19 protein-coding genes are annotated in these 23,313 nt (G+C 47.6%); 6 read left to right on the top strand and 13 right to left on the bottom strand.

Annotation, left to right across the window (positions count from 1 at the left end):
- Positions 1–150: 150 nt before the first annotated feature.
- Positions 151–2,277, bottom strand: coding sequence for a MucBP domain-containing protein (locus tag FD07_RS04250; protein WP_020088703.1), 2,127 nt, complete (start codon positions 2,275–2,277; stop codon positions 151–153).
- Between the two features lie 361 nt (positions 2,278–2,638).
- Positions 2,639–3,346, bottom strand: a complete 708-nt coding sequence (locus tag FD07_RS04245; protein ID WP_020088702.1) for an MIP/aquaporin family protein — start codon at positions 3,344–3,346, stop codon at positions 2,639–2,641.
- Between the two features lie 270 nt (positions 3,347–3,616).
- Here FD07_RS04245 and FD07_RS04240 point away from each other — a divergent pair, with 270 nt between their 5' ends.
- Entirely contained in the window at positions 3,617–4,396 is a 780-nt protein-coding gene (locus tag FD07_RS04240; RefSeq protein WP_020088701.1) for a C40 family peptidase, read from the top strand.
- Positions 4,397–4,488: 92 nt separating this feature from the next.
- Here the strand turns inward: FD07_RS04240 and FD07_RS04235 are convergent, their stop codons facing one another.
- The 5 genes from FD07_RS04235 to FD07_RS04215 form a co-directional block, all read right to left on the bottom strand.
- Positions 4,489–5,007 (bottom strand): DUF3278 domain-containing protein, encoded by a 519-nt coding sequence (locus tag FD07_RS04235; RefSeq protein WP_081624569.1) that lies wholly within the window; start codon positions 5,005–5,007, stop codon positions 4,489–4,491.
- 16 nt (positions 5,008–5,023) lie between these two features.
- Positions 5,024–5,212, bottom strand: coding sequence for a helix-turn-helix transcriptional regulator (locus tag FD07_RS04230; protein ID WP_020088699.1), 189 nt, complete (start codon positions 5,210–5,212; stop codon positions 5,024–5,026).
- 259 nt (positions 5,213–5,471) lie between these two features.
- Positions 5,472–5,900, bottom strand: a complete 429-nt coding sequence (locus FD07_RS04225) for a Spx/MgsR family RNA polymerase-binding regulatory protein (RefSeq protein ID WP_020088698.1) — start codon at positions 5,898–5,900, stop codon at positions 5,472–5,474.
- A 452-nt stretch (positions 5,901–6,352) separates the two neighbouring features.
- A complete protein-coding gene (locus FD07_RS04220; protein WP_020088697.1) occupies positions 6,353–8,170 on the bottom strand; it encodes a glycoside hydrolase family protein in 1,818 nt (605 codons plus the stop codon).
- A 149-nt stretch (positions 8,171–8,319) separates the two neighbouring features.
- Entirely contained in the window at positions 8,320–8,703 is a 384-nt protein-coding gene (locus FD07_RS04215; protein ID WP_020088696.1) for a MarR family winged helix-turn-helix transcriptional regulator, read from the bottom strand.
- A 264-nt stretch (positions 8,704–8,967) separates the two neighbouring features.
- Between FD07_RS04215 and FD07_RS04210 the strand changes: the two genes are divergently transcribed.
- Positions 8,968–9,786 (top strand): Cof-type HAD-IIB family hydrolase, encoded by an 819-nt coding sequence (locus FD07_RS04210; protein WP_020088695.1) that lies wholly within the window; start codon positions 8,968–8,970, stop codon positions 9,784–9,786.
- A gap of 43 nt (positions 9,787–9,829) precedes the next feature.
- On the opposite strand, the gene FD07_RS04205 is transcribed toward FD07_RS04210, so the two are convergent.
- On the bottom strand, positions 9,830–10,651 hold the full coding sequence (locus tag FD07_RS04205; RefSeq protein ID WP_020088694.1) for an alpha/beta hydrolase: 822 nt from the start codon (positions 10,649–10,651) through the stop codon (positions 9,830–9,832).
- A gap of 288 nt (positions 10,652–10,939) precedes the next feature.
- On the opposite strand from FD07_RS04205, the gene FD07_RS04200 reads away from it, so the two are divergent.
- From FD07_RS04200 to FD07_RS04190, 3 genes are all read left to right on the top strand, one after another.
- Positions 10,940–11,974 carry an aldose epimerase family protein gene (locus tag FD07_RS04200; protein ID WP_020088693.1) on the top strand — a complete coding sequence of 345 codons (1,035 nt, stop codon included), beginning with the start codon at positions 10,940–10,942 and terminating at the stop codon, positions 11,972–11,974.
- Positions 11,975–12,179: 205 nt separating this feature from the next.
- The gene (gene rpsN, locus FD07_RS04195) at positions 12,180–12,449 is read left to right on the top strand and encodes a 30S ribosomal protein S14 (RefSeq protein WP_020088692.1); all 270 of its coding nucleotides are present in this window, start codon (positions 12,180–12,182) and stop codon (positions 12,447–12,449) included.
- A 623-nt stretch (positions 12,450–13,072) separates the two neighbouring features.
- Entirely contained in the window at positions 13,073–13,510 is a 438-nt protein-coding gene (locus FD07_RS04190; RefSeq protein ID WP_020090381.1) for a hypothetical protein, read from the top strand.
- Positions 13,511–13,807: 297 nt separating this feature from the next.
- Here the strand turns inward: FD07_RS04190 and FD07_RS04185 are convergent, their stop codons facing one another.
- The 3 genes from FD07_RS04185 to FD07_RS04175 form a co-directional block, all read right to left on the bottom strand.
- The gene (locus FD07_RS04185) at positions 13,808–16,063 is read right to left on the bottom strand and encodes a glycoside hydrolase family 65 protein (RefSeq protein ID WP_020090382.1); all 2,256 of its coding nucleotides are present in this window, start codon (positions 16,061–16,063) and stop codon (positions 13,808–13,810) included.
- Positions 16,064–16,161: 98 nt separating this feature from the next.
- Positions 16,162–17,526, bottom strand: a complete 1,365-nt coding sequence (locus tag FD07_RS04180) for an SLC45 family MFS transporter (RefSeq protein ID WP_020090383.1) — start codon at positions 17,524–17,526, stop codon at positions 16,162–16,164.
- 196 nt (positions 17,527–17,722) lie between these two features.
- Positions 17,723–18,688 carry a LacI family DNA-binding transcriptional regulator gene (locus tag FD07_RS04175; protein ID WP_020090384.1) on the bottom strand — a complete coding sequence of 322 codons (966 nt, stop codon included), beginning with the start codon at positions 18,686–18,688 and terminating at the stop codon, positions 17,723–17,725.
- A 368-nt stretch (positions 18,689–19,056) separates the two neighbouring features.
- Here FD07_RS04175 and FD07_RS04170 point away from each other — a divergent pair, with 368 nt between their 5' ends.
- Positions 19,057–20,511, top strand: a complete 1,455-nt coding sequence (locus tag FD07_RS04170) for a tyrosine-protein phosphatase (protein WP_081624612.1) — start codon at positions 19,057–19,059, stop codon at positions 20,509–20,511.
- A gap of 138 nt (positions 20,512–20,649) precedes the next feature.
- On the opposite strand, the gene FD07_RS04165 is transcribed toward FD07_RS04170, so the two are convergent.
- On the bottom strand, positions 20,650–21,984 hold the full coding sequence (locus FD07_RS04165; protein ID WP_020090386.1) for a sensor histidine kinase: 1,335 nt from the start codon (positions 21,982–21,984) through the stop codon (positions 20,650–20,652).
- The gene (locus FD07_RS04160; RefSeq protein ID WP_020090387.1) at positions 21,974–22,666 is read right to left on the bottom strand and encodes a response regulator transcription factor; all 693 of its coding nucleotides are present in this window, start codon (positions 22,664–22,666) and stop codon (positions 21,974–21,976) included. Before FD07_RS04160 ends, FD07_RS04165 begins: the two co-directional genes overlap by 11 nt.
- Between the last annotated feature and the right edge of the window lie 647 nt (positions 22,667–23,313).

The following is a 23,313-nucleotide window of genomic DNA, read 5'->3' as shown; positions in this document are numbered from 1 at the left end:
GTAGAAAGATACTATAATGTTAATTGTTATATATGTTATTAATTATAAAGTCTGTCATTCTCAGTGCGACTCTTGACTTTATCCGAGCCACAACCCGTTATTTTCCGAAAAAAAGAGACTCTCACTTGGAGGCCTCTCCTTCAAACTTTATTATCGATCTTTTCGCCGAGACTTAAATCCTAGGAATCCAAGGACGCTTAGTAATAGCGCCACGCCCCAGGCCGGAGACACTGTCCGTTCATCAGTCTGCGGTAGGGTTGTCGCAGTTTGACCATCTGGTTTTATTGCTAGCTGTTGTGGTGATTGGCTAGCTATTCCAGTCGGGTGACCACTGATCTGGTCACCCTGACTACCTGTTGACGTATCCGGCCGATCAACTGTCACTTGGCCATCATCAGCATCTTCACCATCGGGTTCATCAACATCCGGTTCGGTCGTTATCCCGTCACCGTCACCAGAATCCTCGATTTCTGCATAGATATAAGTGATCGTATCATCACTGGTTCCAAACGTTCCGGAGGCATTACCTGGCGTTGAAACAAGGACATACTTCGTTCCATCCACGGTAGCTGGTGAAGTCGTATAGGTCTCCCCGGTTTTCCCAGTCAGCAGCTGGTCAGCCGCTACTTTGACCCCATCAGCCGTTTGGAACTGAACGGTAATCGTGACAGTGGTATCAGGCTGTGGATCAACTGGTGGCGTGACAGTACCGCCATCCTTCTTGTAGACGAAGGTCACCGTGATAGCCTTGTCGCTAAACTTTCCACTGGCATTGGTAGGCGTCTTAGTCAGCGTGTACCCTTCAAAACTTTCCGCCTCAGCCGCATAATTTTCACCAATCATACCGGTCAATGTCACCGGTGCTTTCAAAGCCGTCCCTTTCTCATCCACGTAATTCACCGTGACCGGTTCAGCTTCATCGGCCATCACGTATGGCGTAAACAGGTTGATGACCCGACCCGAGTTGCTATCAATATAGGTTGAGGTCAGGAAGTACGTGTACGCGTTAGGATAAGCATCGTAGCCGGCAAACGGACTGGTCGTTGGTCCAGGCATTATCTGATCAACGATATTGGTGTAAACCAGTTGGTCACCTACCAATTTTGAAGTCCCACCATTGTAGTAGACCTTAGCCTGTGGCTGGTCATGAACCCCAATTGGAAAGATTGGAATCCCGGTCCGATCACCACCCACGCTCGCCGTCAAAGTCACGCCTTGTGGTGCCTTCATCGGATTGGTCATCGTATAGGTCCGTGTTTTCTTATTCACGTAAACCACCGACTGTTCAACGACTTGGGCATCGTAACTAAAGGTTTTTGTGTATTGCGACGCTTTCAACGAAGATAAATCAGCAATACAGTTATTCCCAATTTGCAACTTGTTAACCTTAGTCAAACCAGCAACTGGACTAATATCGGAAATTCGATTATTTCCCAGTTGAATTGAGACTAGGTTTTCCAGATGCCGCAATGGACTAATATCCACAATATCACCACGAAAAGCGTTGTTATGAATATTCAAACTGTTATAGAGGTCTAATTCAACTAGATTTGTCGCATATTGCAATCCCGCCAATGAAAATTCAGTCTTCCCATCAATATAGAGAGACACACCAAATGCCTGCGCACTCAGCGACTTCAGCAGCAACATGTCTTCCTGAGTCACGTCCTTCGCGCTGGCCCAGGTGCGATCCTTATTGTCCCGCTTCAATTGTTGCCACACCAAATTCTGCAGCGTCTCGTTAGGCATCCACTGATCAATATCCGCCTTGACTTGCGGTGTCGCCTTAACCGTCAAAGCGACTGGCGCTGCAGCTCGGGCGGATTTAGGCAACGCTTGAGCCGTATCCGCTGGTGGTGGCGTAATCGCTGGCGTCTCCGTGATTTCAGCTGGTGCTGCCGGCGGTGACGTTGGTTCACTAGTTGCCGGGTTTACTGATCCGTTTGTGTTAGCGTTTTCATTTCCAGGCACTTCAACTATGCTATCCTCGATATCTTCAGTCCCTGTAGTCGTAACGTCCGTGACCGGCTCTACCGGCACATCGGGGGTTACTTCGGTTGTCATTGGCTGGTCGTTGGCCGTGGTTCTTAGTGTTACTTCCTGTGATTGAGGGGTTACCTCAGGTGTTGCTAGACGACTCGCGTCCGTGTCAGTAGCTGTATCCGCATGGGCAGCCACTGATTGCGTCCCCAGTAAACCCAATCCCAGACTGGCTGTGATCACACCAGTGTAGAGCCAAGTTTTACCGTGTTGGGGGGTATGCCGTGAGTTAGTCATTGTTGTTCCTCCTTAATGATTGCTCAGCTAAAGTATCCCGCATTCATATTCAATTTTAGATTTACACATCCCACCAGAAGTACGACCCCTTTGGTACCCTCATTATAACCAGAATTATCAGAAATAGCTAGGATATACACGTGAAAGTTCACAGGTGGATACATCGTTTGATTTGTCTAATGTTATTCCTCATCCCCACTAGTTTTCCTTTTGTAGCAAGTGATAAGCCGTTCTAAGTCTCCACAATCGTATGTTATTTCATCGAAAATGCTAAAGTTACATAATTTTAAATGTGGAAAAGTCATCACAAAAAAATACTACCCGCTACGGTAGTATTTTTTAAAATTAAATTGCTAAGACGCTACTTGATCCAAGCCTGCAACCCAGCGGCTAACAAACCACCTAAGAGTGGTCCAAACATCGGCACCCACGCATAGTTCCATTCAGCGGAACTCTTGTTGGGTACGGGTAGAATCGTATAAGCTAACCGGGGGCTCCAATCACGCGCCGGATTGATGGCGAACCCGGTGGTACTCCCTAAGCCCATCCCAATGGTCATAATCAGAATACCAACGATGAACGGCTTGAGTCCCTGCGTAAAGTCGCCCATATTCAAAAGGATAAAGATGAAGGCCCACGTTGCCACAATTTCGGAGATGAAATTAAACAAGGGGCTTTTGATGGCCGGCCGCGTTGCGAAGATGCCGACGCTGTTCCCAGCCGCCTCATTCGGCGTTGCTTTGAAATGTGGGTAAAACTGAGCAATGGCAATGGCAGCGCCTACAAAAGCGCCCAAGAACTGCCCAGCTAAGTATGGCAACACGTTTGCCCACGGGAAGAAACCGAACGCAGCAAAACCAATCGTCACCGCGGGATTCAAATGCCCATCGGAACCGAGCATCCCAGCCACGTAGACGCCCATGGTCACCGCCATCCCCCACGCAATACTGACAAACGTCCAGTCACTGCCAGTCGCATAAGACTTTTTGAGGTTGATTCCGGCACCCGTCCCGGTCCCCAACAGGATCAGAATCAGGGTTCCGAAGAACTCGCCTATAAATCCATTCATAAAATGACACCCACCTTGTTATAATTTCGCAATAATTTTTCAGACTATCAATAGTCTACCATAACTCAGAAACAAAGGGGCGCTTGATTTTACGGCCTCTCAATCGATATTACTATTTCGATAGAATCATCCAACCCTTGTAATATTACATTAGTCGGCAAAAGCGTAATGCCAATAATATTGGGGCGTAACCATCCTGTAAAACTTCTAGGTTATCTTAGAAGATGTACTTAAGCGATGACAATTTTACATAAGGGATGGATAACAATCATGCATATGAAACAAATTGGACTGGCAATTGCCTTTGCCGCTGCCCTGGTTCCCGCAATCAGTTTAGGCACGACAACGGCTCAAGCCAACAGCACGAACACAATCGTTAGCACTAGTAAGATGACCGATACGTCCTACGTTCGCAAGAGCGCGACCGGTTGGACTTATAACCTGGGTGGCACTGCCAGCAACATGACTTTCGGCAAGAAGACCCACTACTTAAAGAACTATCCCAACACGACTTGGCACGCCACCAAGAAGCGCTACATCATCAAGAAGAACGGCGTGAAGTACCTCTACTACTACGTCACAAATGGGCGTAAGACGGCGTCCGGTTGGATCTGGCACGGCTACCTGCAAAAGAAGAGCTACGCCCACACCACAACCGCCAACGCTGCAACGGCCGGTAACGGCACCTACGCTTCCATTTATAAGCAGGCCCAAAACTACTTGGGTAAGCCTTACGTATACGGTGCCAACGGTCCCAGTGCGTTTGACTGTTCCGGCTTCACAAAGTACGTCTACAGTAAGGCCATTGGCCAAACACTTCCTCGTACGGCACAACAGCAATACGATGCCTACACCCACGTGAGCGCTAAGAACGCGCAACCGGGCGACCTGATTTTCTTCGGGACCAGTACCAACAACATCACGCACTGTGGGATCTACCTGGGTAACAATAAAATGATTGACGCCCAATTACGCGGTGTCGTAACTGAAGCCACCAACGTTTCCTGGTGGCACACGGTCGGCTACTCCCGTCCAGCAACGTTAAGTTAATGAAAGTTTTGAAAGTCGCGATGTGAATCGCGGCTTTTTTGATTTTAGAAGACATCTCTCTTCATGCGCAAGTTCTTCTATTCTTTCAAAGATTAGAGTTGCTTTTTTAGACGTCCCCAATTTGTGATACCCATTATCACTCCGAAAAAGATTCCACCCAGAACAGAACCCTTGATGTTGCCTAATGAAACTAATTGCTGGACAAAATTATCACCATCGAAGAACCAGTTGAGCAGAGCTTTTAAAAGGTACGTGAAAACTGCAAAGTAAATAGCTTGTCCCAGAGCTGATTTCAAAACGTGCCCCCACGCCATTGGCATGTCATTGGCGTCAACTTCATTGTCTGTAAGGTGCGCACGATGACAAGCTATTGCGAGATAGGGACAAACGACTACCCCGAAAAAAATTGAATTGAATAAGATGATACCGAGAAGTGCGTATTCAGGCGAAGTAGTTGCCCAAAAAATGGCGATGAGTGGTGGTAATAACAGCGCAGGTATGCACATCAATAGTGCATTAGTCCCAATACGATTAACTTCCTGACGTTTATATTCGTCAAAATCCCCCGAAATATTGAAAAAGTGTTTTACAACTCGATCACGTAACGTTATCCCTTTTTCATAATAATCACTCCTCCCAGAACAAATGGTTCAAATCCGTATTAAGGGCCTTTGCTAACCGTATACATAGATCAAGTGACGGATTATATTTATCATTTTCGACTAAGTTAATGGTCTGACGGGCAACGGCCACCTGTTTGGCAAGTTGATACTGAGTTAAACCAGCAACTTTCCGAAATTCTCTGACACGATTCACGCAGGTCACCTCTTTTTAAATATTAGATATATATGACATTTTCAGTATAGAAGCGTGTTATCCATATGTCAACTATATATGACTTTTTGCAAAAATCTAAAAATAACCCCTTACTAATTACGCGTAAGATGTAATCAATTCAGTAATTTCTCTGCCAGAACGCCATAACAAGCATATTCATGGCTGAATAAAGCCTTTGAAAACTGCACAAAAAAGCTGCCACTCAATTGAGTAGCAGCCTTTATTTACGCGTTCATTACTATGCTGGTGAGACATCCAGATTCTTGTTGCCACCGTTTAAGATTCTGAAGAAACTAGCCAGTTCCTTCTTCCGGTATGCAGCAGGAACAAATTCCCGGATGGTTTCCAAATCGAAGCCGGTCGCTAACTTATTGCGGTCAACGACGATCGGATTCTTTAAGATCCCTGGGTTCTTTTGCAAGAGGTCCACGAGCTCATTCATCCCCATGTCTTGCACAGAGTCGGGTAAAGCCTTGTAGGCCTTCGAACGGGTAGAGATCAGGTCGTCAGTCCCATCTTCGGTCAGGGACAACATGTATAGAATTTCATCACGTGTTAAAGGTTGTTTTTTAATGTCGCGAGCAGTAAAGATGGCGTCGTGGTTAGCAAGCCACTTCATGGCCTTCGTTACCGCAGTAGTCTTAGCATGAAAGTACATTTTAATCATAGAATCGCCCTCCAATTATCTTCTCTTCGATGAGGTACCAGGTTTAGCACTCTTTTGCCGGAGTGCTAATTTATATTTTCATTGTACACCACAATGAGAAATGATGAAACCCATTACTCTCAGCTAAGCTCACCTTTTAATAATTTCGCAAGATTCTCGCAAACCGGTGATTTACCAGCAATCCCGTTAAATCGGGCTTACAGTAACCTTACCAAGATAATCCAACCTTTTTAGGATAGAAAAATGAAATTTTTATGAATTTGTTAGGGCTTACATTTTTCAAGTCCTCATGAAAGCCTCACGCCTCATTTTGGTTCATATTTCTTAAAGGTTGGAAACAGTGTACCATTTTTCATCGATAAAAGTCCTTGATTTGAATCAAAAAAATAAAAAAGACACGACCCACCAAAATCGGTGAGACCGTGTCCTCCTAAAACGATAATCTTATTAAGTTATGAATCCAAATCAAAGGCTAATGCCCGCGTCCACAGACCATTATCCATCTGGTAGTAAGTTGAAACCTTCCCATTGGAATCAGTCCGCTTAACCCGGTGTGTAATGGTAACACGCCGTTCTGAAATATCCGCGGTCGTTCCTTTTTGCTTAGCCAGCATTGAATCATTGAATGGCTTCGTGTAGACCGGATAGACCTTCATTAAGTTAAATGATCGGTCGTAGCTCTCACTCTTGAACGTATCGAACGTCAAAGCACCCTTACGAATCCAGTACTTTTTGGCGTTGTCACTCTTGCTAAAGCGAATCCGGTACCACTTACCCGTATCTGCATTAGCCCGCATATCAATGTAGACCCGCTTGTTCTTGATGCTCTTCCAATTGAACTTCAAGATGTTCCAGTTCTTGTGACCCTTGATGTGATTGTATACAGCATACGTCTTGTACTTAGATGACAACTGTGCATGTTGCGTTGCCAGACCACCATAGTACTTTTCAGACTTATTGGTCTGCTTACGCTTCTTCAGCTTCTGAGACGTAGTATTGCTGACCGAAGTGGTTGGAATCGTTGGTTTCTTCGCCACTTTCTTCTTCTTGGCCTTCTTAATGGTGTTATTACTGATGTCAATCGTATCGCCAGTTAGCGCGAAGTTACTCTTCACAAAGGAAGCACCCTTCTTCTGGGTAGTGACTTTGTTCCCAGTAATTGAAACACCCGTCATAGGGTTGTCAGCATCCGCACTATCCAAGAAAATATATTGCTTAGTTGGATTGACGTTAGTAAACGTATTATCTTCAATGTTTAAGTTCGTCATCTTATAGTCAGATTCAGCGTTATACAAGTAAATGTAATTCCCGGAACCTAAAACGTGTTCATTGATGAACTTGTTACCCGTAATCCACAGATCAGAAATTCCTTTAAAGTGGATCGTTGCAACACCATCGTCCATCAATGGCTTAGGATCGACCACTGTGTTGTTGGTGAAGTATACGTTGTGAATAATCCCGCCCTTACCGTGGGCGTACACAGCGTGTTCACCAATTGGATTAGGTGCATAGGATTTGACTTGTCCAGACTTCTTTGCGACTGGTAAGAATTGGTTTTTATTGACTCTGACATCATAGGTTGGGAGGTTATCGTACTGATCGCCAGGATTCTTATAAGACATTGCCTTGGCGTTCGAATAGTCGACTTGGATAGCTTCCTTGAAATCTTGTGATCCATTGAAACCCGTGAAGACGGAGTTGGTGATGTCGATATCATGACTGCCGTCGAGGTCAATGTAGTGGCCAGTTGGTGACTCGGCGTTGTCGAAGACACACTTGTCAAACGAAATATTTGTCGCATGGTGGACACTCTGGGTGAAGACGCTTTGGCCCATTTCCGTATTGTCCCCTTGGAACGTGGCACCTTCCCACTTGACGTTACTGATTCCGCCATCGTAACCCGCTTCGGGACTTGGATAAACAAAGTTCACCCGGTTGCCTGAAGTGATCCGGAAGACGGCACCTTTATCAAATTTGAACGTGATGTTTGAGTGTAATTTGATATTCCCCGCATCAAACACGTAGGTGCCCTTCGGCACATGCACCGTGAGATCATCGCTGTCCCACTTGTCTAACATATCTTGCAAAGCCTCATTGTTCGCCGTCTTGGCATCACCAATCATTCCTTGATGCTTGGCATTGATTGTCGTCGCCGCCTGGGCTACAACGGTATTGCTTACTTGTGGTGTTCCAGGAACACCGCCCAGTCCTAGGACGGTTGCCCCCATTGCAACCGTGGCCAGCAACCCGAGTTTTACCCGTAATTTCAAAAAATCCCCTCCAGTTCCAAATTCTTCCAACAGTTCCATTATAGCTAAGACATTAAAGCGTTGGGTCATCTTAACCAAATTGTCACACGATTGAAAGATTCTAGTCGTAAAGGGGATTTCTTTTTCAATTGTAAATTAAGTTAAATTTATTACATTAATTTGGCAATATCGTCATGCAAACCGTTCAGGCGTTTAACTACTTGGCCGCGAACAGACGTGTAGACCTTAACACCATCTGGGGTTAATTTCAGATTGTGTTGACGACGGTCAACCGTTGAAGCGATACTTTCAATTAAACCAGCCCGTAATAACCGTGAGATTTGACCGGAGATCATTGACTTGGAAACACCGATTTGGCCAGCAAATCGCGTTGGGGTAAATTCTTCACGCTGAGTCGTGATAGCATGTAACAGGTTGAATTGTTCCAAGGAAATCGTGATTTCCTCCGTTTTAATCGTTGTTACTGGCCGCATAATCTTTTGGAGTTGGGAAAACCATTCCAAGGATTGGTTTAATTCGTTAGTTTGCGTCATTTTTTGCTTTCTTCCTTTCCAGTTGAGGGTTACCAAGTGTGCACGGTAAAAAGATGTTACTATTCTTACCCGCTAACCATTTATTATAACCCTCATTTTCAGCCTTTATGTTACCGATTCATTAATAGTTTATAGCATTACGAATGAAAAAACTAGTGATACGCCATCATTTTGTCATATTTCTTACAGATTAGAACATTGAATTCAGAAACAGAACCCCGTATGATTAAAGTTAAGAAAAAATAAACGAATGAGGAGCTTGGTATGACAAGAATTAAAATGATTGCGACCGACGTTGATGGAACCTTCTTAAATCAGGATCGGCACTACAACCAGCCCCGCTTTGCGCGCCAATTATCGGCACTCGAAGCCGCTGGCATCCGCTTTGTTGTGGCTAGCGGCAACCACCTAGGTCACCTACACCGCGTCTTCGCGCCAACGCCGGCCGTCCAGACATTTGTAGCTGAAAACGGCGGTTTGATTGTGGATCACGGACGAACGCTGTTTGAAGATATTATCCCCACACCAACCGTTCATCAGATTGTGGCCGCCATTCTCGCCGATGACACGCTTCGTCCACAGGTTTTACGCCTATCCGGTGCGCACGGTACTTACATTAACCGGCGCGACCACCCGAGTGATCCCACATCTCAGGCCTACTTCTTCAATAACATCGTTCTGGTCGACGATCTTACCCAAGTCGAAGATACCATCTATAAAATCAATGGCGAGTGGCCAAACGACACGATTCAACACTTAGCGGATCGGCTGAATCACCGATTCCCTGGCCAAATCAATGCCATGGCTAGCGGCTTTGGTAGTATCGATATCGTGGCGGCTCACATGAATAAAGCCGTTGGGGTGACCCAACTGGCGAAGTCCTGGAACATCACCCCGGCTGAGATTGCCGCATTCGGTGATAACGACAATGACCGCGACATGCTGGCCCACGTCGGTTTAGGCGTTGCCATGCAGAACGGGACGGACACCGTTAAAGCTGTGGCCGACCTCATTACGCCCGCTGATAATGATCACGATGGCGTTCTCGATGTCATCGATTCTATTTTAGCAGGTGAAGTTTAAAGTAAGCTAAACTTTTAACCGTTGACCTAAATCAGGTCGGCGGTTATTTTGGTATCTGGCCCCAAATCAACCTGACAATCAGCCGCCACATTCTCCGTGAAGCGTGCAATTGACCGTGACTCGTCTCTGGTACGTGTACTTCTCGGTAGGTCACCGCGCTATCCGCCAAGATCGGTCGTAACGCCGTCACCTGGTACACGGGAACTGAACCATCCGTAAGACGACCTGAGAGTGTCCCATAGACGTTAATCACGGCGCTCTGATAAGTTACCGGCAAACGGTATTGTGCGGCTCTCAGCCGCTCATAGGCCATATCAGCGGGGCCGCCCGCTTTCCCCTCATCAACTGGCGCTCCCAGCAAAATCAATCGGCGCAGCTGTGGCAAATCCGCGCGGTGGCCGTGTAGCACCAGACTGTGGACCGCCGCACTGCCACCCCAAGAATGGGCCACAGCGTTGTATGCTGTTACACCATAGCGGGCCTTCAGTGCCGCCAAAATTGCCGTAAGCCATTTAACCTGTGGTTGATAGTCACGTGTCAGGCTATGATCAAACAACACTTGGATCAGTGGGTTAGTCGCCGTGACCGACCAGTCACCAGCAAAATGGAGGCCCCCGTGCCAATCAACGCGAACCGTCAAGACCTTGTGACCGTATCCCTGTTGTGCCAACCAGCGCAATAGACCATTATACGTCCACGCGTGACCACCCCATCCAGGAATCAGGAGCGTTGGCACGGCCGAATAGGTCACATCCGTTCGTCGCCGCATCAGTGGTTGTGGCGCAACGGCTAACCGACTCACCCAACGATAGCTGAGCCAGCCGCCAACAGCGATCGTTGGTAACCAATGCCATTTAAGAGTCAATGCGTTCCCCCCTAAACTAAACCATTATGCCAGTTATTTTAATTGCGTACAAGTTATATCTATGTCGATTAACATTTGTTATGATAAACTGCAATTTTTAAAAATTATCCGCATAAAGTTACGCCGGCCGAGACTGCCGTAGTTGCGGGCTTTATCTCGTTGGCGGTCAAAAAAGGTTACCCGTTTAGTGGTTTTCGTCCCAACTATATTTGACAATTGTACGGATAAAAATATAGAATAGAGCCAGAAATGAAAACGCTTTAATCTATAGAAATCGAGGACTTGCTCATGAAAACTGCTACGACGAAATGGGATACTTACCAGAATCAGGCTGTCACCGAATATACGATTGAAAATAAGAACGGCGTCAAACTCGGCATTCTAAGCTGGGGGGCAACGCTACATACGTTATCCGTACCAACTGATAAGGGTGACAAGAACTTGGTGTTATCTTACCATAAAATGGAAGATTACCTGTCCAATCCGTTTTACGTCTGCATGGGGATTGGCCGGATCGGTGGTCGTTTAGGCGGCGGTACCTTCGAAATGGGTGGTAAGACTTACAAGGTCGACACCAACGAAGGTAAGGATACGAACCTTCACGGTGGCCCTCATGGCTTTAACACCGTTAACTGGGATGGCGAAATCGATGACTCCGACGAAAACGAAGCCAAGATTATCCTGAGCCACACCTTCAAATCCAGCGATGACTCCTTCCCTGGCGATATGACCGCCAAGATGATCTATTCTCTCGACAACAACGATCGCGTTAACTTGAAGTTTGAGTCCAACTCAACGGCTCTGACCCTCTTCAACCCAACGTTACACGTTTACTTCAACCTGAGTGACGACCAATTGATCTCCGGCCAAACGTTACAGATCAACGCCAAGGAACACTTGGAAGTTACTAGTGAAAAGATTCCTACGGGGAACTTTATCCAAAACGCTGGCACGCCATTTGACTTCAGCAAGGGTCAGAACTTAGGCGAAGCTATCCGCGGGATGCAAGGGACTAACGAAAAAGGGTTCGATGACTTGTTCCACGTTGAACCGGGCGAGGACAATAAGATTGCTGAATTAAGCGATCCACAATCCAAGCGCTCCGTGACCATCAAGTCTAGCCGGAATGGTCTGGTCGTCTTCACGGCCAACTCCTTCACCTCTGACATGAAGTTAGCCACCGGTGCCGGTCAACCTTACATGGGGGTTGCTCTGGAAGCACAAACCTTGTCCGATACGCCACACCATCCAAACTTTGGGGACGTGTCCGTACCTGCTGGTGAGACCAAGACTTACCAAATCTCATATGAAGTTAAGTACTAGAAGTGTTAGAAACGCCCCGCTACCCGTCGGTAGTGAGGCGTTTTTACGCTAGTCGTAGTGTACCATACCGCCACGAGCGCGAGAAGCACAATCGTTTTAGCGCCCAATGGGTTAATGAGCAAAATCGTTGACAGCCTCAGCGGCATCATGGTATGCTGGCAAAACGTAATCATTACTAATTAGATAGAAGGAGATTCCTTAATTCATGGCTAAAAAATCAAAGATTGCAAAAGAAAAAAAGATTGAAGCAACGGTCGCAAAGTACGCTGACCAACGTGCAGAATTAAAGGCTGCCGGTGACTACGCCGCATTGGCCTTGCTCCCCCGGAATGCCTCACCAGTCCGGATTCACCACCGCGACCACTTAGATGGCCGGCCACACGCTTACATGCGAAAATTCGGGATGTCGCGGCTTAACTTCCGCCAACTCGCCCACGAAGGAAAGATTCCAGGCGTCAGGAAGGCTAGCTGGTAAGAGAGTGGAGCAAACCGGTTAGACTCTGAGCATTAGGGAAATAAGGGGCTTCTGTTCGGCCTCGCCGGGCAGGAGTCACTTATTTTGCTAAGCGGAAGAATCTGGCTTGCGGAACTCGTTTCAGACCAGAGTGTGAAGGCGGGCGGTAGGTCCTGAGCATTAACGTAGCTAAGTGCCCGCTCGGTGGAACCGAGCCGGTGCTTAGCTGGGTTAAGCGCAGGGACCTGCCCAACTGAACACGTTTCAGAGGCCGCAAGTCTCCGGATATCAAGGCAAGGAGAAAGCCCAACGACCCAAACCCGTCCAGCCATTATCAACAATCGCCAGCCAGGAGAACTTAGATTTCTAAGCGGAAGGCCCTGCCCGACTGAACACGTTTCAAAGGCCGCAAGTCTCCGGATATCAAGGCAAGAGAAAGTCCAACGCCCCCACCCCGTCCGACCATTATCAACAATCGCCGAACAAGAGACACTTAACTTTCTCCCCCTCAATCGCTTGCAGCCTCATCCAAATCCAAAACAAAAACCATACAACCCACGTCAACCCTGCCCGCGGCTTCGTTTGACGTGGGTTTTCGTATGCTCTAAACTGAAAACATCAAACACAACAAAGGAGTTTTTACCATGACAGAAGTCTTAACGGTCATCCGGGAATTTGACGTGTTCGGCAACGCCGGCCAGACCCCCTACGGTATCGACACACCCAAAATCAACGTCCAATTCGTTGGTATCAGCCCAGCCATGGCTTTTGACGCCAACAATCAACCCAAGCTGGCCCGCACAAACGAACGCAAGCTCCGCGACATTGAGGACGGCCTACGCCGCGAGTTTCACGACAAAATGGCAGCCTTAGATGGCAATGATCTTGCACAGAATTTACAAGCCATCCAGGACCTGATCACCACTTTCAAATCACGCCTAGAACAAGATCTGCTCAGCGACAACCAGTTAGAGTTGGAGAGCTTGACCATGAATGGTGAATGGCTGACCTACTGGCAAGACAATGCCCCCCTCGCCAAAACCAAGGCCCAGCAACAAGAGAACCTCCCGCAGGACTTCTAAATAGTCTAAAAAATCACCATTTCTAGTGCTCACCGGCACTAAAAATGGTGATTTTTTGGAAGTTCAGATTTCAATTTAATAACATGAGGTGAGAACCTTGGAATCTGCCTTCGCAACTACTGATTTCGAGGCCACACAACGATCCGTGGGCTGGACGGCTTTCATGTGACTTCATCCATCAGCAGTTATTTTTAAAACTAGTCTGTCAGCCCAATCACGTTCCGACACGCTTGCCACGCAAAGGTTACATTGCAACCATATCAGGCGTTAACCAGCGACGGTAACTAATTTTTAAACTTATTTCACTTCCACTGATTTACCGGCCACGTCAATCGTCAACGGTTCACCGCTGAGTAACTTGAAGTGAGCACCCTGACCATCGACCGTAACCTCAACCAAGCGACCACGGAAGACTTGCCGGAAGGAATAACTCGTCCAGTTCTTTGGCAAGAATGGTGCATAGTGGAGTTGACCATCACGAACACGCATGCCGGCGAAGCCTTGCACAACGGCAATCCAGCCACCGGTCATGGCCGTGATATGCAGGCCATCCGTAGTGTCATTGTTGTAGTTGTCCAAGTCCAACCGCGCCGTCCGTTCGTAGAGTTCGACCGCTTTATCTTCGTATCCCAGGTCGGCAGCCAACACAGCGTGAATGGCTGGAGACAGACTGGATTCGTGAACCGTCAATGGTTCATAGAAGTCAAAGTTAGCCTTCTTCTGTTCCGGTGTAAAGTCATCGATGAAGTCCCAGACACCTTGCAGCACATCCCCCTGCTTGATGTACGGTGACCGCAAGATCTTATCCCAAGACCAGTGTTGGTTGATCGGCCGTTGATCGGCTGGAATCGCGCTAACGGGCTCGATATCCTTATCGAGGAAGCCATCGTGTTGAACGAAAATGTTCAAGTCCTTATCGTAAGGCAAGTACATCCGGTCCACGATATCTTGCCACTGCTTCTTTTCGGCAGCGGAAACGTTGAGCTTCTTGGCCGTTGCGGCATCAACCTGATCCAAGACTTCCAGGGTATACTTCAACGTCCACTGTGCCAGGAGGTTGGTATCCCAGTTGTTGTCAACGTTGTTTTCATATTCATCGGCACCGGTGACCCCGTGGATCATGTACTGGCCGTTGCGCTTGCTGAAGTGAACCCGGTCGGCCCAGAAACGAGATATTTCAGAGAGGACCTTGGCCCCTTCGTGTAGGACGTAGGAGGTGTCGCCGGTGTAACGGGTGTAGTTGTAGATGGCAAAGGCAATGTCCCCGTTCCGGTGAATTTCTTCAAAGGTGATTTCCCATTCGTTATGACACTCGATCCCGTCGAACGTCACCATTGGGAATAAGGCTCCCTTGAGCCCCTGTTCCTGGGCGTTGATGTAGGCGCCATCGAGTTGCTTATAGCGGTACATCAGGAGGTTCCGGGTCACTTCAGGATTGGTGATCCCCAAGTAAACGGGAACAGCGAAGGCTTCGGTATCCCAGTAAGTCGCGCCACCGTACTTTTCACCAGTGAAGCCCTTAGGTCCAATATTCAAGCGAGAATCCTCACCATAGTAAGTGGAGAACAACTGGAACAGGTTGAAGCGAATCCCCTGTTGCGAGGCGTCATCCCCACTAATTTCAACGTCAGACTTTTCCCAGCGGTCGGCCCAGATCTTGGTGTGGGCGGCTAACAAGTCCGCGTAGCTTTCGCCAGCGACCTTGTCACTCAGGTCGTGCATGGCCTGGGTTAATTTTTCTTGCGAATCGTAGTCCCGTGAGGTCACAACGATCACGCGCTTTTCTAATTCTGCTGATGCATTGGGAACGAGGCTGCCCGTGTAGGCGGTCATGACTTCCTTATCGTTTGGTTGGGTCACGGCGACATTGTTAAGGGCCGTCACGACGCGCATTTCCATCCCAGAGGTAAACCGCGGCGTGCCAAATGGATTCGGCGTAGTCTTAGCGACGATACTCCCTCGGTCGGCCCGTTGGTCGGTGGCCAGGACGTCCCAGAAACGCTCGTCGTAATTGGCTTCTTCGTTCATTACATCGGCATCGATGCTGGGTTTCAAGGTGATGTCAACTGCCGTGGCCCCCAGGTTCTTCACCGTCACCTTTTGGGCGGAGAGTTCTTGTTGACTGACACTCAAGAACCGTTCGAATTTCAAAGCGACACGGACGTCGCCACGTTCAACCGTAAAGGAACGGGTCAACACGGAGCGGTGCAGGTCGAGATCGAGGGTAAAGTCAGAAATCGTGTCTTTCGCCAAATCGACCGCTTCCCCATTAAGTTCAACGGGAAGCTTGATGAAGTTGACGGCATTGACGACCTTCCCAAAGTACTTGGGATAGCCGTTCTTCCACCAGCCGACCCGGGTCTTGTCTGGATACCAGACACCACCCAAGTAGATTCCTTGAAGCGAATCGCCGCTGTAGCCTTCTTCAAAGTCGCCACGCATTCCCATGTAGCCATTTCCGATACTGGTCATGGATTCCTGGAGGCGTTTGTCTTTGGGGTCAAAGGTATGGGTGATGACGTTCCACGGTTGTACCTCAAAAATTCGTTTCATCGTGTCATTTCTCCTTTTATCATTTCGAGTTTGTTTCATCGTTATTTTATAGATTAAGTCTTAACTTTACAGAAATTGACGCAGACTTTCTAGCGAAACTAAGCGCGATAAGTTTCCTTGATGGTGAAGACGGACAAGGCACCAATGGCCATGATGATCCCTGCTAACAGGAACATGTTGGCCTGGGCGTGCCCAAACAATGGGAACAACGCGAAGCTGGCTAAGGAAGCCACGATTTGTGGCAAACAGATTGAACCGTTGAACAGGCCCAAGTAAGTCCCCATGTGCGCACCAGATAAGGCGTTGGTAACCATCGTCAGTGGGTAAGTGTTCATGGCCGCCCAAGCAATCCCCACGAGGATAAAGGAAATAATCAACGCGTACTGGTTGTGGACGAAGAAGACGGAAATGAACCCGAGGGCACCTAAACCTAAGCTCCCAGCATAACCTAACTTGTGAACACTGTTTGGTAACTTAGCTAAGACGTATGACCAGACAACGGCGGCAATAGATTGCACGGCGGCTAAGACCCCGTACCAGTTCCCGGCAGCTTGGTAACCAGCAGATGCAGCGTTGGTGGTGTGCCAAACGTTAGAAGCAATGGCCCCAGCGGAGTAAGTCCAGAGGTATTGGAAGGCCACCCAGCAGAAGAATTGAACTAAGGTAACCGTCCAGAAAATCTTAGGAGCCGACTTCAATAACGTCCACCAGTTCCCACCGGTTGCGTTATCTTCTTTGGAAATCCCATGGTACTTGGCGTAGGTATCTGGATCGTATTCTTTGACCCGGAAAATGGTGAATAGACTCGTGATGACTAACAGAATTGCCCCAACGTAGAAGGCTACCGTAACCGTAGCAGGCACAACCCCTTTGGCAGCAGTATTGGCTAGGCCAATCGCCGCGAACAGGAAGGGTAAGATCGCAGCTAACACGGCACCCGTGTTGGATAAGAAACTTTGAATCCCGTAGGCATAACTCTTCTGGTCATCGTTGACCATATCCCCAACCATCATCTTGAATGGCTGCATGGCAACGTTAGAGGACAAATCCAGGAAGGCCACGGTGATGGCCCCGAAGAGCAAGGCGGCTAATGACGCATATCCAAAGCCCATACTCCCGGAGTTCGGCAACAGGCACATGACGATGACAGCCACGATGGTCCCTAACAAGAGATAAGGTAACCGCCGACCACCCAACTTAGGCGCCCAAGTTCTGTCGGAATAGTACCCGACAATCGGTTGCACGATCATCCCAGCTAATGGTGGTAAAATGAAGAACCACCCCAAACTATTCGGGTCGGCCCCAATCGTTTGGAATATCCGACTCATTTGAGAACTTTGCAAGGTGAAGGCGGTTTGTACCCCCAAGTATCCAAAGTTGATCATCCAAATGGTACTGGCTGATAATGTCGGTAAACCGTTATGTTTCTTGGCTTCTTCGGCCGATAATGATTCGTCTGCCATGATCCAAAAACCTCCTCAGGTTAATTTCAATTTTAATAATTGCTAAGTAATTACTTATCGCGTGAGTTCATTATGGCACCGCTTACATCTAAATGCAACCGTTTGCGCAAAAGTTTATTCGTGCACTTTTTCACACCTGACAGTTAAAAAAGGCCCGGTTGTGGGATTTTTCTCCCGCAAACCGGACCCTAATTTTTTATTTAATTTCATACGGAATTCTGATTTGCTTAGCGGCACTGGCATCCCCAGTCTGCCGATCGCCAAACAACAGGCTGACCGTAGCGGACCCCATCTTCTCGGGGAATAGATTGACGGAGTGCAGGTCGGCATCCGTCAGACCAGCTGGTAACGAGTGGTTGTAGCTGACCACCGGGAAATGACTGACAGCGACCTGTTCACGCACCAAGCGGTAAAACTCGATGGCATTGAAGTCATCAGTTGCCATGATCCCATCAATTTCGGGGTGATGCTTAATAAACGACTGCGCGTACTCAATATCACTGAGCTTGCAGGTCAGCGGCTCCACGTTGAACTGAGCGGCTACCCGTTCGTACCCTTGGCGTCGTTGTCTTTCATAGCCCCAATCGTGCCCGGACTCGACGAACACAGGATGTTTCACAGCCAATTGGTCTAGGAGGTAGGCCGCCCCACCGATCCCCGCTTCCAAGTTGTCGTTATCCACGAAATAATCATGTGTGCCATCGACTGGTTCCCCAATGGTCACAAAATGGAGATGCTTGTCACGCAGGAAAGCCGCCACGGGGTCATTCTGGTCCACATAAAGCAACACGAACCGCTTGATCTTCCCCTGAGCCACCATGGATTTCACGTTCTCTAACAGCGCATCGGCCGTCTTGCTGATGGCCACGGACAGAACGTACTGGCGCTTCATCAGTTCGGTGTTGATTCCCCGTAAAATGTCGATATAGAACGGGTTATCTGTTGAGTTACGGTCGGACGTGGGAAACACGACGCCCACCGCATTAGCCTCGCCAGACGTGAGGTTCTTGGCATTATAATTGGGCCGGTAGCCCTCGGCTGCGGCTAACGCCTGAATCCGTTTCCGGGTAGCGGCGCTGATACGTGGATTGTTATTCAATGCCCGGGAGGCTGTGGAAACCGAAACGCCCGCCTTAGCGGCAATATCACGGATTGTTAACATCTCTTCAAAAGCTCCTTATGCGCTGACTTTAAAGTCCTATTGAATCAAATCTTACCATAGAAATGAGCCGATTAAAACAGTTCTACCCGCCAATCATCTAAAATTGGTCTATGTTTGTTGGTCGGAAGGCTACGTGTAGTCGCCTGCGGTTGTCAGAAATTTTATCAACCTAAGACAATAGTGCTTCATTAAAAGCGAGGCAATCTCACATATGGAATAATAAGGTATTACCCACTACTTACAAATAGCGTTTTCATAAAAATAAAAATTTATTATTTACCAAAACTATACACAACGCTAATCATAAATATACATAAAACCCTTACGCTAGTTATTGTACTTAAATTTTATTTTTTCGGAGGGTTTTCATGAATCATAGATTAAGACAGTCATTGAGTTTAGCTATGTTGACTTTAACTTTGGTTAGCGCCGGTGCACCAGTTGCTTCAGCTCTAGCCAATACAGCACGGCTTAACGACCAAGCCTCAACCGTAACCGATAAACCCGCTACCGATACGAGCAACAACGGAAACAGTACCGCTAAACCAACCCCAACACCCGCTCCAGCACCAACAGCACCTAGCAAACACAAGCCACCAGTTGCATCGATTGACCCTAGTAAAATGCCAACCGGTATTCCTACAACATTTGATGTACCGGCTGAACCAGCAATTGGCGAACCTGGTTCTCGAATCAAGTTAAGCAGTAGTAAGTTACAAAATCCTAAAAGTAGTGAAAGTAACGATAATACTCGAGACCTAGGTGGCTACGTCACTGCCGATGGCAAATGGAAAATCAAGGCCAACCGTTTATTACGATCCGCTAACCTATCCGGCCTTTCAGCCGATGACATCAAAATCTTGCAAAATCACAATGTCCGGCACATCATTGATATGCGAACTAAAGGACAAGTAAAAAGCAAAACGGACAAGGTCATCCCGGGCACCTATTGGGAGAATATTTCAATTTTAGGTGAATTCGCTGGTGCAGGACTCAACACCGATGCCAACGGCGACTTTGTTCCTAACAAGAACAAACCTGGAGACGCTGGATTCTACAATCATCAGTTAGAATTCAGCGCATCGGCAACCACTGGTTATAATAAGTTCTTAAACGGCTTACTGACCCAAAGCGGTGCAACCTTATTCCACTGTTCTTCTGGTAAAGACCGTACTGGCATTGGTTCCGTATTGATCATGTCCGCTTTAGGGATGGACACTAAAACCATCGCCAAGGACTTTATGCTTTCTCAAACCTACAATCACCACGTCCAATACTCATGGTTAAAAGAATACTACCGTGAAATCAACACCTACTACACGAACATGCCAAACTACTTGGTCAATGGTTTGAACTTCTCCAAGCACCAACAAGAAGTTTTGAAATCAAAGTACCTAGTTTCTAATGACAAGGAAGAGCGGGCTTACCCAGCTCCCAAAACGCCAAGTGTATCTGTTCCTTCGACACCAAGTACACCAGCCCCAGTAAAACCCGATAACACAAAACCAGTACGACCTGAAGCCTCAAAACCAGCTAAGCCTGCGCACAAACCGACTACAAAGAAAAAAGTCGTGAAAGTAGTCTCAGTTAAAAAAATCAAGAAAGTCCAATTTGTCCACTTAAAACGTCATCGTGCCTACTTTTATGACATAAAACTCAAGCATAAAGTCGGATTTACTAAGCAATCAAAAACTAAGTGGCGATTAATGAAGCGCGCTAAACTACAAATTAATGGTAAGAAAGTGACTTACGTCCAAATCAAGAGTCCTCATGGCTATCACCGATGGATTCAGCTCAACGCCGTAAATCAGATTAAACGTTAAGCATTCCACTTCTTTGGGATGTCACCACTTAAAAGTGACGATTAGATTCAAAAAATATCTTTTACCGGCAGTCCTACTTGATTATCGGTAAAAGATATTTTAATAACCCAATTTTTCTAAGCATTTAAACTCGGTCAGTTAAGCCTGCTTCTCACGGTGACCACCCAACCCGACCGGCGGGTTCAGTGGCAAGGTCGTGATGAACCGGCTGCCCTGCGGATCGTTGGCCTTCACCGCAATGTTGCCGTGGTGCAGGTTTACAATCCAATGGGCAATTGAGAGTCCCAACCCATTGCCACCGGTTTGGCGGCTCCGCGAGCTGTCGACGCGATAGAAGCGGTCAAAGATTCGTTTCCGTTCAGTCTCATTGACCCCGATTCCTTGATCGGCAACAATCAACTGCCACTTGCGACCGACGACCTTAGCCGACAACGTAATCGTACTGTCCTTGGGCGAATACTTCAGAGCGTTGTCGATTAAAATGTTTAACAATTGATGAACCAGGTTCTGATCTAACGTCGCATGAAAATCCGCGACCGGTGCTAAGACCAGGTTCTTTCCCTGGCTAGCCGCAATCTCCGTATAGGGTTCCACCGTTTGCTGCAAGAATGACGCTACGGGCGTACTCTCAAAGTTTGTCTGCAGCGTATTGGAGTCCGACCGGGCCAAGGCCAATAAATCCTGCGTCAGCTTCTGTAGTCGCTGACTCTCGCTATTGGCAATGGCAATATTTTCCGCCTGATCGATAATTTTATCGTTGGGCTTCGTCAGTAAAAGTTCTAATTTGTTCTGAATGATGGTCAGGGGCGTCCGCAATTCATGTGCCGCGTTGCCCACGAATTCCGTCTGCCGACCCCACGACTTCAAGATTGGTCGCATAGTCAGGCGTGACATCCAGATACTCATCAAAATTGATAACAACCAGAAGATCCCCATTGTGATCAGCAGTACGCGGGTAAAATTACTCATCGCTGCCTTCTGCGGATCGATATTTTCCATGAGTAACAGGTACTTCCCCGCAACTAATCTATCCGAATTGTGTTTGGGCACCTTAACCAATAGCGTCCGGAAATTATACTTACCGCCAACCTGAATCGTGTGTAACTGGCCGACCTGCGACTTATCCAGTGTGATATTTCTCAGCGTTTCATAGCGAGACCCCAGTTGATCGCGGTTGGCGATTTCACCCTGATCATCGAAAATCAGCGTGGTCGTCATAAACGGATGAATCGCCTTGCTAGCCGGAACCCGACTGCCGGGCTGTTTGCCCTGGACCACTGTCTTCTTCGCCAACGGACCACCGTCCAATCGGGAGGACCGTTCGACGCGTAACGCTTGGTCGGTACTGGTCAGCATCGCGTTGCGAAATAGCACGAAAACAATGATTCCCAGCAGAACGAAGATAATGGTGAATCCAATAAAATTACTGATAAACAACCGCCACTGTTGGGCGCGATTCACCTTATTGCTCATCGGGGGCCTCCACAATGTATCCCGCGTTACGGATCGTCCGTAACGACAGGTCACTGCCGGCATTCTTGAGCTCCTTTCGCAAGTTACTCATGTAGACCTCGACAACGGAGAGACTGGTCTCAGAATCGAAGCCCCACAACCGGTTAAAGATCTGTTCCTTCGTGATAATCGTGCCGGGGTTCGCCACCAAATAGGCCAACAGATCGAACTCACGGCCCTTCAGTATCAGTGGTTCCCCCTTAAACGTGGCTAAGTGCTTACTGGTGTTGATTTCCAGCTGACCGAGACTAATAACATTGGTGCTGTTCAGATAGCCTGTGCGCTTCAATAAGGCCTTTACTCGAGCCAACAGTTCTTCACGGTGAAACGGCTTGGTTACGTAGTCATCGGCCCCATCGTTGAAGCCCCGCAACTTATCAGCAATCGTATCCTTAGCCGTCAAGATGAGCACGGGCGTCTTAATCTCCTGATTACGGATGTGTAGCAAAAGATCCAGCCCACTCTCTCCAGGTAGCATTAAGTCTAAGATAATTGCGTCAAAGACCCCTTGGCTGGCCAAAAATTCACCCTGTTCACCATCAAATGCAGTGGTTGTTTCGCAAATCGGTTTAATCAATTCGACAATGTCCGCGGATAATTCACGTTCATCTTCCACGACCAACACTTTAGCAGTAGTACTCAACGGGCATTCCTCCTTTAGTTTTTTTCAAAAATAGATCACATAATTAATTTCGTAATGTCTTGCCAGATGTGGCCCTCACGATGAAAAAGCTAACAGTCTCACCTAGCACTTAATGCTAATCTGGTCTAAGCGTACCATGAACTCATGGTCATCAAGACACATGCTGCTATTATTTAGCCTAACTTTTAAAATTCTAGTCAATTTCATTCAGAATCAGTTAACACTAGACCCTTAGTCAAGACTAACAATGGACACCTGCCTATCGCCGCTAACCTCACCGTCACGGTAAACCGCTATGTGAGCCGCAAGGGCGAGGCAAATCGACCAAGCCATGAGAAAGAATTGGTGTCTTTGAAACTCGAATTTTGAGGTTCAAAGCAAGCCTGGAGACCGCTCTGTGGCTCCGGGCGTCCGCCCATAGCGTCACGGTTGATTTGCATCACCCGGCAAGGCGATGATCCCCACAACAGGCGAAATCCATAATAGCCACAGGTAACACCCAACATTAACTAGAATCATAGTCTACTAAATTAACGATAACGCAACCTTAAGTCATTTTCCTTACCAAAGTCTAAGTTTATTCGAAGTTTAGCACGTTCTTTGCCGCAGTGCCCGGGATTTAAGGGAGTGTCAAATTTTTTGTGTAA

The sequence above is a fragment of the Levilactobacillus parabrevis ATCC 53295 genome (assembly GCF_001434055.1).
GTDB classification, from domain to species: domain Bacteria; phylum Bacillota; class Bacilli; order Lactobacillales; family Lactobacillaceae; genus Levilactobacillus; species Levilactobacillus parabrevis.
The sequence above is the reverse complement of the archived record's forward strand: the minus strand, read 5'-3'. Positions and strand labels throughout refer to the sequence as shown.

Excerpts from the sequence above, each read along its gene's own strand:
- FD07_RS04190 (WP_020090381.1), top strand. The coding sequence starts at position 13,073 with ATGACAGAAGTCTTAACGGTCATCCGGGAATTTGACGTGTTCGGCAAC.
- FD07_RS04245 (WP_020088702.1), bottom strand. The coding sequence starts at position 3,346 with ATGAATGGATTTATAGGCGAGTTCTTCGGAACCCTGATTCTGATCCTG.
- FD07_RS04210 (WP_020088695.1), top strand. The coding sequence starts at position 8,968 with ATGACAAGAATTAAAATGATTGCGACCGACGTTGATGGAACCTTCTTA.
- FD07_RS04250 (WP_020088703.1), bottom strand. The coding sequence starts at position 2,277 with ATGACTAACTCACGGCATACCCCCCAACACGGTAAAACTTGGCTCTAC.
- FD07_RS04215 (WP_020088696.1), bottom strand. The coding sequence starts at position 8,703 with ATGACGCAAACTAACGAATTAAACCAATCCTTGGAATGGTTTTCCCAA.
- FD07_RS04225 (WP_020088698.1), bottom strand. The coding sequence starts at position 5,900 with ATGATTAAAATGTACTTTCATGCTAAGACTACTGCGGTAACGAAGGCC.
- FD07_RS04240 (WP_020088701.1), top strand. The coding sequence starts at position 3,617 with ATGCATATGAAACAAATTGGACTGGCAATTGCCTTTGCCGCTGCCCTG.
- FD07_RS04170 (WP_081624612.1), top strand. The coding sequence starts at position 19,057 with ATGAATCATAGATTAAGACAGTCATTGAGTTTAGCTATGTTGACTTTA.
- FD07_RS04175 (WP_020090384.1), bottom strand. The coding sequence starts at position 18,688 with ATGTTAACAATCCGTGATATTGCCGCTAAGGCGGGCGTTTCGGTTTCC.
- FD07_RS04185 (WP_020090382.1), bottom strand. The coding sequence starts at position 16,063 with ATGAAACGAATTTTTGAGGTACAACCGTGGAACGTCATCACCCATACC.
- FD07_RS04180 (WP_020090383.1), bottom strand. The coding sequence starts at position 17,526 with ATGGCAGACGAATCATTATCGGCCGAAGAAGCCAAGAAACATAACGGT.
- rpsN (WP_020088692.1), top strand. The coding sequence starts at position 12,180 with ATGGCTAAAAAATCAAAGATTGCAAAAGAAAAAAAGATTGAAGCAACG.
- FD07_RS04200 (WP_020088693.1), top strand. The coding sequence starts at position 10,940 with ATGAAAACTGCTACGACGAAATGGGATACTTACCAGAATCAGGCTGTC.
- FD07_RS04165 (WP_020090386.1), bottom strand. The coding sequence starts at position 21,984 with ATGAGCAATAAGGTGAATCGCGCCCAACAGTGGCGGTTGTTTATCAGT.